The organism is Gallibacterium salpingitidis (assembly GCF_030517105.1).
Classification (GTDB): Bacteria; Pseudomonadota; Gammaproteobacteria; order Enterobacterales; family Pasteurellaceae; genus Gallibacterium; species Gallibacterium salpingitidis.
On sequence record NZ_CP103875.1, the window covers coordinates 606,585 to 622,104 of the forward strand.

18 protein-coding genes are annotated in these 15,520 nt (G+C 37.1%); 14 read left to right on the forward strand and 4 right to left on the reverse strand.

Going from position 1 to position 15,520, the window contains the following annotated elements; all coding sequences use genetic code 11:
- Nucleotides 1-12: 12 nt before the first annotated feature.
- The 9 genes from cydB (at nucleotide 13) to pal (ending at nucleotide 6,297) form a co-directional block, all read left to right on the forward strand.
- Nucleotides 13-1,149, forward strand: a complete 1,137-nt coding sequence (gene cydB, locus NYR30_RS02885) for a cytochrome d ubiquinol oxidase subunit II (RefSeq protein ID WP_065239138.1) — start codon at nucleotides 13-15, stop codon at nucleotides 1,147-1,149.
- A gap of 10 nt (nucleotides 1,150-1,159) precedes the next feature.
- Nucleotides 1,160-1,258: a cytochrome bd oxidase small subunit, CydX/CbdX family gene (locus tag NYR30_RS02890; RefSeq protein WP_082984996.1), complete on the forward strand. Its 99-nt coding sequence runs from the start codon at nucleotides 1,160-1,162 to the stop codon at nucleotides 1,256-1,258.
- Nucleotides 1,259-1,267: 9 nt separating this feature from the next.
- Nucleotides 1,268-1,555 carry a cyd operon protein YbgE gene (gene ybgE, locus NYR30_RS02895; RefSeq protein WP_302501834.1) on the forward strand — a complete coding sequence of 96 codons (288 nt, stop codon included), beginning with the start codon at nucleotides 1,268-1,270 and terminating at the stop codon, nucleotides 1,553-1,555.
- Nucleotides 1,556-1,656: 101 nt separating this feature from the next.
- Nucleotides 1,657-2,067, forward strand: a complete 411-nt coding sequence (ybgC, locus tag NYR30_RS02900) for a tol-pal system-associated acyl-CoA thioesterase (RefSeq protein ID WP_066105046.1) — start codon at nucleotides 1,657-1,659, stop codon at nucleotides 2,065-2,067.
- A 21-nt stretch (nucleotides 2,068-2,088) separates the two neighbouring features.
- Nucleotides 2,089-2,778 carry a protein TolQ gene (gene tolQ, locus NYR30_RS02905; protein WP_066105049.1) on the forward strand — a complete coding sequence of 230 codons (690 nt, stop codon included), beginning with the start codon at nucleotides 2,089-2,091 and terminating at the stop codon, nucleotides 2,776-2,778.
- A gap of 27 nt (nucleotides 2,779-2,805) precedes the next feature.
- Nucleotides 2,806-3,231, forward strand: a complete 426-nt coding sequence (gene tolR, locus NYR30_RS02910; RefSeq protein WP_066105053.1) for a colicin uptake protein TolR — start codon at nucleotides 2,806-2,808, stop codon at nucleotides 3,229-3,231.
- A gap of 18 nt (nucleotides 3,232-3,249) precedes the next feature.
- Nucleotides 3,250-4,509, forward strand: coding sequence for a cell envelope integrity protein TolA (gene tolA / locus NYR30_RS02915; protein ID WP_066111657.1), 1,260 nt, complete (start codon nucleotides 3,250-3,252; stop codon nucleotides 4,507-4,509).
- 74 nt (nucleotides 4,510-4,583) lie between these two features.
- Nucleotides 4,584-5,834: a Tol-Pal system beta propeller repeat protein TolB gene (tolB, locus tag NYR30_RS02920; protein ID WP_231923667.1), complete on the forward strand. Its 1,251-nt coding sequence runs from the start codon at nucleotides 4,584-4,586 to the stop codon at nucleotides 5,832-5,834.
- Nucleotides 5,835-5,844: 10 nt separating this feature from the next.
- Complete coding sequence (pal, locus tag NYR30_RS02925) at nucleotides 5,845-6,297, forward strand: peptidoglycan-associated lipoprotein Pal (protein WP_066105058.1); 453 nt, start codon at nucleotides 5,845-5,847, stop codon at nucleotides 6,295-6,297.
- Nucleotides 6,298-6,454: 157 nt separating this feature from the next.
- Here pal and gloA2 read toward each other — a convergent pair whose 3' ends face one another.
- Both gloA2 and hemA read right to left on the reverse strand, forming a co-directional pair.
- Nucleotides 6,455-6,859 (reverse strand): SMU1112c/YaeR family gloxylase I-like metalloprotein, encoded by a 405-nt coding sequence (gene gloA2 / locus NYR30_RS02930; RefSeq protein ID WP_066105060.1) that lies wholly within the window; start codon nucleotides 6,857-6,859, stop codon nucleotides 6,455-6,457.
- A gap of 2 nt (nucleotides 6,860-6,861) precedes the next feature.
- On the reverse strand, nucleotides 6,862-8,178 hold the full coding sequence (gene hemA, locus NYR30_RS02935; RefSeq protein ID WP_066105063.1) for a glutamyl-tRNA reductase: 1,317 nt from the start codon (nucleotides 8,176-8,178) through the stop codon (nucleotides 6,862-6,864).
- Between the two features lie 388 nt (nucleotides 8,179-8,566).
- Here hemA and NYR30_RS02940 point away from each other — a divergent pair, with 388 nt between their 5' ends.
- The 5 genes from NYR30_RS02940 (at nucleotide 8,567) to NYR30_RS02960 (ending at nucleotide 13,012) form a co-directional block, all read left to right on the forward strand.
- Nucleotides 8,567-8,701, forward strand: coding sequence for a hypothetical protein (locus NYR30_RS02940; RefSeq protein ID WP_302501840.1), 135 nt, complete (start codon nucleotides 8,567-8,569; stop codon nucleotides 8,699-8,701).
- A 6-nt stretch (nucleotides 8,702-8,707) separates the two neighbouring features.
- Nucleotides 8,708-9,361, forward strand: a complete 654-nt coding sequence (locus NYR30_RS02945) for an inositol monophosphatase family protein (protein WP_302501842.1) — start codon at nucleotides 8,708-8,710, stop codon at nucleotides 9,359-9,361.
- Between the two features lie 12 nt (nucleotides 9,362-9,373).
- A complete protein-coding gene (locus NYR30_RS02950) occupies nucleotides 9,374-10,714 on the forward strand; it encodes an MFS transporter (RefSeq protein ID WP_066105069.1) in 1,341 nt (446 codons plus the stop codon).
- Nucleotides 10,715-10,821: 107 nt separating this feature from the next.
- Nucleotides 10,822-12,177 carry an MFS transporter gene (locus NYR30_RS02955; RefSeq protein WP_066105071.1) on the forward strand — a complete coding sequence of 452 codons (1,356 nt, stop codon included), beginning with the start codon at nucleotides 10,822-10,824 and terminating at the stop codon, nucleotides 12,175-12,177.
- Nucleotides 12,170-13,012, forward strand: coding sequence for a phosphatidylinositol-specific phospholipase C domain-containing protein (locus NYR30_RS02960; RefSeq protein WP_302501844.1), 843 nt, complete (start codon nucleotides 12,170-12,172; stop codon nucleotides 13,010-13,012). Before NYR30_RS02955 ends, NYR30_RS02960 begins: the two co-directional genes overlap by 8 nt.
- Before the next feature lie 68 nt (nucleotides 13,013-13,080).
- Here NYR30_RS02960 and aroA read toward each other — a convergent pair whose 3' ends face one another.
- The gene (gene aroA / locus NYR30_RS02965) at nucleotides 13,081-14,382 is read right to left on the reverse strand and encodes a 3-phosphoshikimate 1-carboxyvinyltransferase (protein ID WP_066111659.1); all 1,302 of its coding nucleotides are present in this window, start codon (nucleotides 14,380-14,382) and stop codon (nucleotides 13,081-13,083) included.
- A gap of 27 nt (nucleotides 14,383-14,409) precedes the next feature.
- Nucleotides 14,410-15,507, reverse strand: coding sequence for a histidinol-phosphate transaminase (gene hisC, locus NYR30_RS02970; protein WP_066111660.1), 1,098 nt, complete (start codon nucleotides 15,505-15,507; stop codon nucleotides 14,410-14,412).
- Between the last annotated feature and the right edge of the window lie 13 nt (nucleotides 15,508-15,520).

The window sequence follows — 15,520 nt, forward strand, 5'->3', positions numbered from 1 at the left end:
GGAGCCTAAATCATGATTGATTATGAATTTCTACGATTTGTATGGTGGATCCTCTTAGGTGTGTTGCTTATTGGATTTGCAGTTACTGATGGATTTGATATGGGCGTATTAACACTTCTTCCTTTTGCAGGTAAAAGAGAAGTTGAAAAACGCATTATGATTAACTCAATTGCCCCACACTGGGATGGTAACCAAGTTTGGTTATTAACCGCTGGTGGTGCAATGTTTGCTGCATTCCCACTTATTTATGCGACATCATTCTCAGGCTTTTACATTGCGATGATTTTAGTTTTAGCAGCGTTATTCTTCCGTCCAGTCGGATTAGAATACCGTGCGAAAATTAATAATCCAACTTGGCGTGCAGCTTGGGATTGGGGATTATTTGTAGGTGGATTTGTTCCTTCACTTGTATTCGGAGTTGCTTTTGGTAACTTATTACAAGGTGTACCATTTGAATTTACTTCTATTGTCCAAGTGAAATATACAGGTACATTCTTTGAATTGTTAAATCCATTCGCACTTCTTTGTGGTGTGATTAGCTTAGCAATGCTTACTACACAAGGTGCTGCGTGGTTACAAATGAAAACTACCGCTGATTTACGTAATCGTGCGAGAGTAATTTCACAAGTGGGTGCAATTGTAACTTTAGTTACTTTCATCTTGGCTGGTGTATGGTTACTATTCAAAGATGGTTATGTTGTAACAAGTGCTATTGATCATAATGGCCCGACTTCACCACTTGGCAAAGAAGTAGCAGTACAAACTGGTGCTTGGTTCAATAACTATAAAGAAATGCCAGTACTTTGGATTTTCCCAGTACTTGCAGTAGTTTCTGCTTTATTAAATATTGTATTTTCTAAAGCGGATCGTTCTGGATTTGCCTTCTTCTTCTCTTCATTGACAATGGCAGGCATTATCTTAACTTGTGGTATTTCAATGTTCCCATTCTTAATGCCATCAATTACACATCCAGAAATGAGTCTTTTAGTTTGGGATTCAAGCTCAAGTAAATTAACCTTAACCTTAATGTTAGGTTTTGCACTTGTGTTTGTAGTCATCTTATTAAGCTACACTATTTGGTCATATATTAAGATGTTTGGACGTATCGATGAAAGCTTCATCGAAAATAACAAACACTCATTATACTAAGGAGAGAAATATGTTTTATGTAACTTGGATTTTGGGCGTATTGTTTGCAATTTGTCTAACAGCAATTATTAATATCAGTATTGAAAAAACTGGAAAATTTGATGAGTAATCTGAGCATATGATTCAATCACTTTATCAATTAACTAATAAGGGCTCGCTAAGAGCCCTTTCTTTCATATTAGCAGTTGTACTGACGGCATCTATTTTTACTCATACGGAAAGATTTGCATTAAATTTGGGTGGAATCTCACCAATTTATACCTTAATTATCTTTTGGAGTGTGGTAACATTATGGATTCATGGTTTTGGTTTAGAGATCTATAGAACGATTTGGAGATTACTGTTCTTGCCTCTTATTGCTTATGTGATTGCAATAATTGGGTTAGGGGTTATCTACTTTTTTTAGTTTAAAAAATAAAAAATTTTTTGATAGCCTATTGCAGTTAATTTTGACGTTCATTAGAATAGCGAAACTTTTTGGTTATAGAGAAAACAGATAGCATAGCAATGAATAATCGCTCTATTTTCCCAGTACGCGTCTATTATGAAGATACAGATGCGGGAGGCGTTGTTTATCATGCACGCTATCTTCATTTTTTTGAACGAGCTAGAACAGAATTCTTGAGAGAAAAAGGTGCCTCTCAAAATGAACTTATTCAACAGCAAGATATTGCTTTTGTTGTTAAACAGATGGAAATTGATTTCCGCTACCCAGCTCGCTTAGACGATTTATTAACCGTCGAAACGACTTTAGTTGAAGTTAAAAACGCCAGTTTGATTTTTACACAAAAGTTGACTAAAGGTGACCAACTTTATTGTTCGGCAAAGGTTAGCATAGCTTGCGTAAAAATAACTCTCATGAAACCCACCGCTATTCCTCAAGAAATCAAAACACTACTTAAATATGAAAGACCGTAATAGACAATTATGGAGTATTAAATGTCTGAATTGAATTTTTTCGATTTATTTATTAAGGCAAGTATCGTTGTACAAATAGTGATCTCAATTTTGATCACCTTTTCGATCATTTCTTGGGCGATTATTATCCAACGTAGTAAAATTTTATCTAAGGCGCTAAAACAATCGATGAGTTTTGAAGAACGTTTCTGGTCAGGTGAAGATCTCACTAAACTTTATGAAGGTTTATCAAATCGTCGTGATGGTTTATCTGGTAGCGAACAAATTTTCTTTGTTGGTTTCAAAGAGTTTTCACGCTTAAAACAAGCTAATCCGAATGCGTCTGAATCTATTATTCAAGGTAGCTCAAGAGCGATGCACTTAGCGATGAATCGTGAGATTGAAGATGTTGAAAATACTGTACCATTCCTTGCTACTGTGGCTTCAGTAAGTCCTTATATTGGGTTGTTTGGTACTGTATGGGGAATTATGCACGCATTTATGGCATTAAGTAATGTAAAACAAGCAACTTTACAAATGGTTGCTCCAGGTATTGCAGAAGCATTGATTGCAACAGCGATCGGACTTTTTGCTGCAATTCCTGCGGTAATGGCATATAACCGTTTAAGTTTGAGAGTAAATAAACTTGAACAAAATTATGCGAACTTTATTGATGAATTTACGACAATTTTGCACCGTAAAGTATTTGGTCAAAATAACTTTCATAATTAATTAATGAAGTCGTAAGTAGAGGACATTATGCAATACAATCGTCGTCAGAGCCGATCAATTAAATCTGAAATTAATATTGTGCCATTTCTTGATGTATTGTTGGTTTTGTTATTAATTTTTATGGCTACTGCACCGATTATCAGTCAGAGTGTACAAGTAGATTTACCAGATTCTACCGATAGCCAAACGGTTTCAAATGAAGATAAGACTCCTGTCATTTTAGAAGTTGATGGAACGAATGAATATACACTTTCGATTGATGGTGTGCGCAATGAAAAATTGACAGAAGAAATGGTTGTTCAAATGGCAAAAGAAGCTTTTGAGAAAGATAACACTACACTATTTTTAGTGGGTGGAGCAAAAGATGCGCCATATGAAGAAATCATTAAAGGGTTAAATTTACTGCATACTGCAGGAATAAAAAGTGTGGGTTTAATGACAGATCCACTATAAGAGAATTAGGATAAAATTGTGCAATATAATCAGCAACAGAAATTCAAAAAAGCAGTTTTGATTTCAATTGTCTTGCACGTCTTGCTTTTTGCATTACTGTTCATTGGATCAAGGTTGGAAGAAGTACGTCCAATGGGTGGCGGTGAAGGAAATGGCGAGGTTTTAGGTGCGATAATGGTTGATACTGGTGCTGCTGCTCAAGAATGGGGTAGATTACAACAAGAGAAAAAGGGTAATCCACCTTCTAAACAAGAAATTGCAGATAAAGATAGAGAGCAACAAAGTAAAGAGCTAGCAGAGAAAGAGCGCCAAGAAGCACAAAAAGCAGCACAAGAAGCTAAAGAGAAAGCGGAACAAGCGGCGAAAGAAAAGGCGGCGCAAGAAGCTAAAGAAAAAGCAGAAAAAGCCGCGAAGGAACAAGCAGAGAAAGCTGCAAAAGAGCAGGCAGAAAAGGCTGCAGCAGAAGCAAAAGCGAAAGCAGAGCAAGAAGCAAAAGAACAAGCCGAAAAAGCAGCTGCAATAGCGAAAGCTAAGGCTGAAAAGGAAGCGAAAGAAAAGGCAGAAAAAGCAGCGGCAGCAGCAAAAGCGAAAGCTGAACAAGAGGCAAAAGAACAGGCGGAAAAAGCAGCTGCGGAAGCGAAGGCGAAGGCAGAAAAAGAAGCAAAAGAAAAGGCTGAAAAAGCGGCAGCAGAAGCAAAAGCGAAAGCTGAGAAAGAAGCTAAAGAAAAAGCTGAAAAAGCCGCAGCTGAAGCTAAGGCAAAAGCTGATGCAGAAGCAAAAGCGAAAGCAGCAGCCGAAGCTAAGGCGAAAGCGGCAGCAGAGGCAAAAGCAGCCGCTAAAGCCAAAGCTGATGCTGAAGCTAAAGCACAACGCCAAGCGCAACAAAATGCATTGGATGACTTCTTAAATAATGGCGATATTGGTGGCGGAAGTAGCAGTAAAGGCAGCAACCAAAGCCGTAAGGGGTCCGAAGGCTCTAGCGGTGGTAATGGTGCTGGCGAAGGCGATGTCGTTGGTGATCAATATACCGCGATTATTAAGCGAGAAATTCAACGTCGTTGGTTGAAAGATGCAAGTTTTGCTAATAAAGTTTGTACTGTACAAATTGAATTAGCGAGAGATGGAACAATCTTGAGCTATCATAAAGTTTCTGGTCCAGATGATATTTGTACTTCTGCGTTAAGAGCGGTTGCACTGACTAAGAAAGTGCCAGAGCCACCATCTGATGCAGTGTATAGAAAATATCAAAATCCAGTGATTGACTTTAAATTAAGATAATTAGGCATAGGAAGAGAATCCTCATGATGAAAAAGCTTATTTATACATGGATATTAGGCGTTACCTGCTTAATAATGCAAGCGACACAAGCATTTGCTGAAGTGCGTATTGTGATCGATGAAGGGGTTGATAGTGCAAGACCAATTGCGGTAGTGCCATTTAAATGGAATGCACCAGGTACACCGCCGGCGGATGTTGCAGATATTGTTTCTTCTGACTTACGTTTTAGTGGAAAATTTAATCCGATTCCGGTAGATAGAATGCCACAACAACCAACTTCAGCTGGTGAAGTTAATGTACAAGCATGGTCTGCTTTAGGTATTGATGCGATTGTGGTCGGACAAGTTACTCCAGCAGGTGGTGGTTTCACAATTTCATATCAATTAGTAGATACAGTAGGCGCTTCTGGAACACCAGGTGCAGTATTGGCACAAGGTTCATATACTGTAACTAAACAATGGATTCGTTGGGGTGCTCATACTGTTAGTGACCAAGTATTTGAAAAATTAACAGGTATTCGTGGTGCATTTAGAACTAGAATTGCTTATGTTATTCAAAACAATTCAGGTTCTTATGATTTGCAAGTATCTGATTATGATGGGTATAATGCGTTCAATGTGTTCCACAGTTCACAACCAATTATGTCACCAGCTTGGTCAGCTGATGGTAAGAGATTGGCGTATAGCGTGTTTGAAAAGAAAAAATCTTTGCTTGTTTTGCAAGATCTTGCTAGTAAATCACGTAAAATTATTGCATCATTACCAGGTCATAACGGTGCACCATCATTTTCACCAGATGGTTCACGTATCGCGTTTGCGTCTAATGAAGACGGCGTGTTAAATATCTACGTTATGGGCGTTGGTGGTGGTTCACCAGTAAAACTAACTAGTGGCAGTGGTAATAATACAGAACCTAGCTGGTCAACAGATGGTTCATCTATTATCTTCACTTCAGACCGTGGCGGTGCACCGGCAGTATATATGATGAGTGCAAATGGTGGTGGTGCAACACTACTTAGCCCTCCAGGTAACAGTTATAGTGGAGAGATGTCACCAGATGGTAAAGAAGTCGTTATGGTGAACGGTAATAAATTGGTGAAAAAAGATTTAGAAAGTGGAAGTATTACAGCATTAACTTCAACTTTCCTAGATGAAAGCCCGAGTTTTGCACCAAATGGAACTATGGTAATTTATAGTTCTACACAAGGTGTAAGTAAGGTGTTACAATTAGTGTCCTCTGATGGACGTTTCAAAGCAAGGTTACCAGGTTCAGGGGGTGGACAAATTAAATTCCCTGCTTGGTCACCATATTTAACTCAAAATTAAGGAGAATAAAATGAAAAAATTAGCTAAAGTGTTAATGGTTGCAGCACCAGTATTAGCGTTAGCAGCTTGTAGCAGCTCAGATAAAGCAGCTGACCAACAAGGTAAACTATACGGTAATATGACTGCTCAAGAATTACAACAACGCTACAACACAGTATATTTCGGTTTCGATAAATACGATATCCAACCAGAATATGCTCAATTATTAGATGCTCACGCACAATACTTAACAGATTCTTCTGCTAAAGTACAAATCGAAGGTCACACTGACCCACGTGGTACTCCAGAATACAACATCGCGTTAGGTCAACGTCGTGCTGACGCAGTTAAAACTTATTTATCAGGTAAAGGCGTTCAAGCTGGTCAATTATCAACCATCTCTTACGGTGAAGAAAAACCAGCTGTATTAGGTCACACTGAAGCTGACTACGCTAAAGACCGTCGTGCAGTATTAGCATACTAATCTGAACGTTTTTAGATACTCTTTGGAAAGCCCCGCAAGGGGCTTTCTTTTTGTCTGTATTTTGGGCAAGAGGTTAATGGTCAGTATAGATATATTTCTGATAATACAGAATTAAACTGATCTTAAAAAATATTGCTAAATAAAAGAAAAAGAGCGCTTATGCTGCGCTCCATTGATAAATTTCTAGTGGTAAGTCATCAGGATCGCGGAAAAAAGTAAATTTTCTTCCAGTGAGTTCATCAATTCTAACCGGTTCACAACTAACGCCACGTTGTTGTAAATACTGAATAGTATCTTCAATATTTTCAACTTTAAATGCTAAATGGCGTAACCCACAGGCTTCTGGTGTTGTCGGTCTGGCGGGTGGTGAAGGAAAAGAGAATAATTCAATTTGACTACCGTCAGCAAAACGCAAATCTAATTTATAACTATCACGTGCAGCACGATAAGTTTCTTCAATAATTTCTGCGCCTAAAATATCAACGTAGAAATGCTTAGATAATGCATAATCAGAAACAATTAATGCAACATGATGAAAACCAATAAATGGAGATACTGACATATTTACTCTTCCTCTTTCTCATCTAAACCTAATGATTTAGAAAAAAGTTGCAAACTTTTCGTTTCACCGGCTTTAACTAATTCTTGCATTACTTGTGTTGGCGTATGCAGTAATCTATTCATTAATTTATAGCTTAGCTCTTGCAAAACTTGTTCACTATCCACGCCTTGGTGTAGTGAAAGCGCAGCTTTGTCTAATAGTTCTAAACGAATTTGTTCTGCTTGTTGGCGATACGTTTTAATTAAGTTGGATGATTGGTGTAGTTTCAACCATAAAAAGAAATCAGCACACTCTTCATGAATAATCTCTTCTGCAGCTAAAGAAGCTTGCTCACGTTGCTGCATATTATGCTGAATGATATTTTGCAAATCATCGACGCTGTAATGATAAACAGCTTCTAGTTGATGTACACTCTCTTCGACATCGCGTGGCACAGCAATATCAATAATTAGCATTGGATCGAAACGGCGTTGTTTTTGCGCAATTTCCACCATATTTTTGGTAATTAAAATATCCGAACTACCGGTAGAAGAAATCACAATATCAGCGAGATTTAAACCTTCTTGTAATTGGTTTAAAGACAAAATATCCATTTGCCCACCAACTCTTTCAGCAAGCGCCTCAGCATTAGCAAGGGTACGATTGGCAATCATAATATGCTTAGCTCCATGTTGGAATAAATGGCGGCTAACTAATTCGATTGTTTCTCCTGCACCAACTAATAGAATGCGTAAGCGTTTAAATGAGTCAAAAATTTGTCGAGCTAAGCTGCAAGCTGCATAAGCAACTGATACAGCATTACCACCGATTTCAGTTTCTGTACGCACACGTTTAGCAGTAGAAAATGTTTTTTGGAATAAGCGAGATAGTTCAGTTGAGATCATTCTATTTTGTTGCTGATAGAATGTTTCGCTAAATTGATAGGCTTGTTTTACTTGCCCTAAAATTTGTGGTTCTCCCAAAATCAAAGAATCAAGACCACAAGCAACTCGCATTAAATGCGTCACACATTGTTGATTTTGCTGCATATATAATGCAGTTTGCAATTCCTCTAAGCTTAAATGGTGTAATTGTGCAAACCATAATTTAATTTCGGCTAACCATTGCTGATTTTGTTCGCTATTTTCTAGTGGTGAAATTTGTCGATTATGTAGATAAATTTCAGTACGGTTACATGTTGATACAATTACTGCACTTTCCGCTAGAGAAGTCTGTAATTGCTGCAATGCAACCTGACGTTTCTCATCATTAAATGCTACTTTTTCACGTAACGCGACGGTTGCTGTTTTATGGTTAATACCTAACACCAAAATTGCCATAAATCACTCTTTAATTCAGCGAAAATTTCGCTATTCCCACAAATTAAAAAACAAAAAAATCAAAACGGTAAGAATTTTAAATAATCTGGTAACAAGTCGCAAACAAAAGTACTGACTTTTTTGATCTTGGAGTGAAAGATACCCCTTTATGGTAAGTGATTGACTTCAAAATTAATTTAAGAGCAGAAAAGATTTTCCAAAAACAGAGTTATTTAACATCTATAACAGAATATAGAAAAATTAATTTTACAATTTTGGAAAATTTATTTGATCATTATCTCATTTTGGAAAAAATTTTCTTTAATTATTCTGTTTTCAGGACTAGTATCTTTAATGTTGCTAGTTTTTAGCAATAATTTTTAGATTATTTATTCCCAGGAAGGATGTTATGAACGAAAATATTCAAAATCGTTATACATTCTCTATTGATCTTATTAAACAAGCAGGGAGTATCGCTTTATCCTATTATCTCAATAGAAATGAACTAGTGATTGAATGCAAAAAAGGTGATAAGCAAGATTAAGTTAGTATGGCAGATAAATCTGTTGAAGCTAAAATCCGTCAAGCTATCGCTGAAAAATTTCCAGAAGATGGGTTTCTTGGTGAAGAATCAGGCTATTCAGGATTAGATAGTGAGTTTTGTTGGATTGTTGATCCTATTGATGGCACTAGTCCCTTTTTAAATGGTTTACATGCCTGGTGCATTTCTATCGCGGTTTTACATAAAAATGAAATTGTGATTGGGATGGTGTTTGATCCCTTACATAATGAATTATTTCATGCCCAATTAGGCGGTGGCGCCTATCTTAATGATGTTCCTATGCATACTGTGGAGCCAGCAGAAAGTGTTCAAGATGGTTTAGTAGGCCTAGGTATGTCACATCGTGTACCACCAAAAACCATATTACCTTTTATACATCAATTATTAGTTGATGGTGGTATGTATGTTCGTAATGGTTCAGGTGCATTGAGTCTAGCACAAGTCGCTGCTGGTAGATTACTTGCTTATTATGAACCACATATGAATTGTTGGGATTGTGCAGCGGGTATGCTACTTGTGCGTGAAGCTGGCGGTACAGCCAATAATATTTTAGAAAATGATGGCTTGCTAAAAGGTAATTTTGTATTAGCAGCTGCAAATCAACAAGTATATCAACAGCTTGATTTAATGAGAGCAATGTAATAGGAGGATATTATGTCTATTTTTCGTTTCTTTGCAGCATCACCTGCTATTCCATTGAAAAATTTATCAGAACAAGCATTTAAATCAGTAAGATGGAAAAGCTTTTGGGCATTTTCTATTGCTTATGCAACGTTCTATGTTTGTCGTTTATCATTTAATGTTGCAAAACCAGTATTAGTGAAAGAAGGGGTAGTGACGCCAACGGAATTAGGGATTATTGGGGCTGCTATTTTTGTTACTTACGCAGTAGGTAAATTTGTTAATAGCGCGATTGCAGATCATTCACATATTACCCGTTTTCTCTCTTTTGGTTTATTTATCTCTGCTATTTGTAATTTTGCGATGGGATTAAATACTAGCGCGATTGTGTTAGCGGTAATTTGGGGGATCAATGGCTGGTTCCAATCTATGGGTGTTGGACCTTGTGTTGTAGCTCTTTCTCGTTGGTATGATGATAAAGAACGTGGCTCTTATTATGGCTATTGGTCAGTTGCTCATAATGTTGGTGAAGGAATTACTTTTGTTGTTACTGCAGCAGTGATTTCCTATTTTGGATGGAGATTAGGTTTTGCATTCTCAGGTGTTGTCGGCTTATTAGGTATGTTAATTGCTATTTTATGGATGAAAGACTCACCAGCTAGTTTAGGTTTTAAACCTATTATTCATATGGAGAATACAGGAGAAAAATTAGATAACAAAGAAGTATTAAAACATCAATGGGATGTTGTGAAGAATCCTGCAATTTGGTTATTAGCAGTAGCATCTTGTTGTATGTATATTGGACGTTATGGTGTAAATAGTTGGGGCGTTTTTTTCCTTGAAAATGGGAAGGGATATACTACAGTAGAGGCTGCAAGTATTATCAGTGTCAATAGTATTGTTGGTATTTTAGGTACTATTGTATCTGGTTGGTTATCAGATCGTTTTTTACATGGTAAACGTAATATGATGACAGTGGTTGTGGCGTTAATTAACACTATTTCGTTGGCAGCATTTTTATTTGCACCAAGTGGTAATGTTTGGTTCTCAATTATTGCTTTATCTATCTTTGGCATTACTTTAGGTATCCAATTATGTTTCTTAGGTGGTTTATTAGCAACAGATGTTTCACATAAATCAGCATCAGGAATTGCACTCGGTATGATGGGATTATTTGGCTATGCAGGTGCTTCATTAGGTGAATTCTTAACCGGATTTATGATTGATAAAACCACGACTATTGTGAATGGAGCTAAAGTTTATGACTTTGAAAGTTTATCTTATTTCTGGATTGGTGCAGACTTCATGTCAGTAGTTGCGGCAATATTATTCTCAATTTTAGTTGTATTCCAAGAAAAGAGAAAATCACACTAATTTCAACATATTACTTTATGAGTATGCTGCTATGCAGCATCTCAATTCCCACAAAACTTTTACCATAATTGTTGTTAGTAACTGTTTTAGTGCGATAAGGAGCAACAATGAAAAATTTCCTTAATAAATATGGTTTAACACCATTAGTTTTCTTTCAAATTATTCTTATCACAATTAATGCACAATTAATTTATGCATTTTGGGATATTCGGAATAGTGTACCAGGTGGTTTTCCTGCAGCGTTAGGCGTAACAGATGCTCAAGCAGGACAACTTTATTCAATGCAAGGATTGGTCATTATCGTCGGAACGATTGCGTTAGGTTGGGTAGGAGATCGTTTTTCTATTCGTAATATTATGCTGATTTCTACCATTGGTGTAGGGGCTATTTCACTATTTTTGACATTAAACTCACCAGGATTAAGTATGCCTGTTTTATTGGCGTGTTTTTTCTCAATGTTATTTTTTAGTGAAGTATTATTTAAGCCAGCAAATTTTAAAGCTTTAAGAATCTCAACAACAGCTGAACATCAAGGTGCAGTATTTGGTTTCTTTGAGTTTGGACGTGGTTTATTGGCATTTCTAGTTTCTCTTTTGTGGACAGTGATGTTAGCAATGAAATTAAATGCTCATACTATGATGGCAACAAGCTGTATTTTAATTATTGTAACGGGGTTAGTCGTTTATTTTGCAGTACCTAAAGACCAAAAAGTAGGAGATGATGATGCTAGTACATCTTCAACTATGGAAGCAATTAGAGGGGTTGGACACGTTGCAAAATTGCCGATTGTATGGTTAGTAGGTATTAATGTTTTCTGCATTTATGGTTCATTTATTGCAGCGGGAACGTATTTTGCTCGTTATCTACAAGCTGGCTATGGTACTACCGCAGTAGTTGCAGCAGTATTTGCAACAACAGTAATTGCATTGCGGATGCTGCCGTTAGTTTCAACAATTTTAGTAGAGAAAGTTTTCAAATCTACAATGCATTTTATGCGAACATTTGAAATTTTCTTGGCAATTATTTTAGGATTAATTGCTTTTATCTTCTTTACTAATCATCCTGAAGTACAGGCTTATGCACCGGACAATCCTCCTGCAGACTTAATTTCATCGACAATGTTTTGGTTATTGGTTGTATTAATGTTGGTTTGTTCAGCCATTATTTTTATGATTCGAGGTGTTTATTATGCACCAATTGGAGAATTTAATGTACCGAAGAAACATTCATCATCAGCAATGTCTTTTGCTATTACTGTAGGATATTTCCCAGCATTAATTGCCCCAGCTATTTTGGGTAAATTAGTAACTTCACCAGAAAAAGATAGTGCTGGTAATATTACAACCCAGTTCCTAACAGACACTCATATTTTAGCTTCTGCATTTATTGGTTTAGCGGTATTAGCATTGGTTGCTGCATTAATGTCACATCTCATGATCAGATTAAAGCAGAAAAATGGATAAAACTATGCACACTATTTCTTTAGCTAATTGGTTGGCGGCTTGCCGACCAGATCTACAAATTCATCGATTATTTATTCCGGGTACGCATGATACAATGACGGCTGATTGTGATCAGCGTTACTATAAAACACAGGCGTTATCGTTACAGGAACAACTTCAAATTGGTGTGCGTTTTTTTGATCTTCGTCTACGGCGAGAAATGGTCGCAGCACATCGTGAATGGATTAGCGATATTAGTGCAGAGATAATTTTTGATACAATTTTGCAATTCTTAAAGTGCTATCCACAAGAGTTTATACTAGTTCGTTTACAGAATGCGAATGAAGCAAAAGACGACTTTGATGAGTATAAACAAGCGCTGTTAGATAAAATTCAACAATATCAATCTTGCTTTTATCATTGGCAACAAGATCAGCAAACGTTCGTTTTTCCAACGCTTGCGCAAGTGGCTGGAAAAGTTGTCGCTTTAGAATGTTCGCCACCGTCAATGCAAACTTATCTACTTGGTGAGCAACAATGGGCGTTACCTTGGCATCAAAATCCATGGATTTCATTGCAAGATGATTGGGATGGGCCAATACTCGAAGATAAATTTAACGCTATTCAGCATAATGTAGCGCAATCTTGTTTGGTAAAAGATAAATTATTTCTTAATCATATTAGTGCGACTAATGGTGAGTTAGCTTATCCCGATGTTTATGCTCAAGAGCTGAATAGCAGAACAGTGCAATTATGGCAACAAATGTTAGGAAAGCCAGTAGCGGGAGTGCAAATTTATGATTTTATTGATCAAAAAATTGCGGAGCAGGTGGTGAAATTAAATTTTTTACCGTAATCCAACAATCTTTTTTCTATACAAAAAAACACTTTATCTTTGGTGATAAAGTGTTTTTTGCGTCTTAATTAATTTACAGCAATTTTGGTAAATTCATCAAAAAAGGTAGGAAACGTTTTTGCGGTACATTCCGGTTCCAGAATAGTTACTGGCGTATTAGAGAGTGCAACTAGAGCAAAACACATTGCCATACGGTGATCGTTATAAGTGGCGATTTCTGCGTGTTTAAATTGTTCTAAAGCCAATGGTTGTACTCGTAAGAAATCTTCACCTTCTTCGACTTCTGCGCCTACTTTACGCAATTCTGTTGCCATTGCTGTTAAGCGATCGGTTTCCTTTACACGCCAATTATAGATATTGCGAATAATAGTTTCGCCTTGAGCAAATAGAGCAGTGGTTGCAATCGTCATTGCTGCATCAGGGATATGATTCATATCCATATCAATGCCATGTAATTCACCTTGTTCAACTTCAACGAATTCATCGCTCCAATGGACTTTAGCGCCCATTTTTTCTAACACATCAACAAAATGTTTATCACCTTGGATACTATTTTTACCAATGCCTTTTACTTTTACCTTACCTTTAATCGCCGCCGCGGCCAAAAAGTAAGAAGCCGAGGAAGCATCACCTTCAACCATAAAAGTGGTTGGTGATTGATATTGCTGGTTACCTGGAACATGGAAAACTTGATAGTTTTGATGAGAAACTTCCACACCAAAAATTGCCATCATTTTCAGGGTAATATCAATATAAGGTTTAGAAACAAGATCACCAATAATATGAATTTCACTATCCTGTGGTGCAAGAGGAGCTGCCATTAATAATGCAGTGAGAAATTGTGAAGAAATCGCACCACTAATGGCTACTTTACCACCATGTAATCCGGTATTACGAATAGCTAGTGGTGGGTAGCCTTCCTGTTCTAAATACTCAATCTCTGCGCCCATTTGTTGTAAAGCAGCCACTAAATCTTTGATTGGACGCTCTTTCATACGTGGTTCACCGGTTAGCACTATTTCACTAACGTTGCCTGTTTTACTTGCTAGGCAAAGTGCAGCGGTAAGAGGGCGCATTGCAGTACCTGCATTACCTAAAAATAGGCTCAATCCATTTTGCCATTGGAAAGCTCCGCCATTACCTTCGACAACACAAGTGGTTTTATCTTCAGATAATTGGTACTTGATGCCTAAAGCACGTAAAGCATTTAACATATGACGAACATCATCACTATCTAATAAATTCGTGATAGTGGTAGTTCCTTTTGCGAGTGCTGCAAGTAACAATGCACGATTAGATAAACTTTTTGAACCGGGTAAAGTAATCTCCCCATTGATATGGGCAATGGGGTTCAGGGTAATAGAATTCATAAACTACAAACGTCCTCTGGTCAGCGATTAATTGGCTAAAACTTCAGTCAAAGCGTTGATAAAGGCTTGGTTTTCTTCAGGTAATCCGATACTGATACGTAAATGATTTGGCATACCGTAACCGCCAATTGGGCGTACGATAACGCCTTTATGTAATAACGCATTATAAATTGGTAGTGCAGGTTGCTTCAGATCAACGGTAATAAAATTACCCTTAGAAGGAATATATTCTAATCCTTGTTGTTCAAAGAATTGTACTAACTGTTGCATTCCTTTGCGGTTATTGTCGGCTACTTTATGTAAAAACTCTTCGTCATAAATGACTGCGGTAGCTGCTGCTAACGCTAAGCTATTACAGTTAAATGGTTGGCGGACACGATTAAAAAGATCGGCGATCTCTGGATTTGATACAGCATAGCCAATCCGTAATCCAGCTAAGCCATAAGCCTTAGAAAGCGTACGGCAAACGACTAAATTGGCAAATTTTTTCTGTAATGCAAATGATGGCACACGTTCTTGTTCGTCAGTAAATTCGGTATAGGCTTCATCTAAGACCACAATAATATGTGCAGGGACTTTCTCTAAGAAAGCCTCAATTTCTGCACTGGTTAAGAATGTTCCAGTTGGATTATTTGGATTAGCAATATAGATTAATTTAGTTTTATCCGTAATATTTGCTAAAAAGGTATCTAAATCATGACCCCAATTTTTTGCTGGTACAACAACAGCTTTTGCATTAATCGCTTGAGTAACTAACGGATAAACAATGAAAGCGTATTGGGAAAAAATGACTTCATCACCTTCGCTAGCGAAAGTGTGAGCAATTAGTTCAAGTAAATCATTTGAACCGTTACCAAGGGTAATTTGGTTAGCTTGTAAATTAAATTTATTTGCTACTGCTTGTTTAAAATAAAAGCCGTTTGAATCCGGATAGCGTGTAAGTTGATTTAACTCTTTTAAAATAGCTTGTTTAGCAGTTTCTGATAATCCAAATGGGTTTTCATTGGATGCTAATTTCACAATATTGTGAATACCTAATTCTCGTTCTAATTCTTCAGTTGGTTTGCCAGCTTGATAAGGCAATAGCTGCTTCACGCCTTGATTGGCGACGTCTAAAAATTTCATAATATTTCCTGTA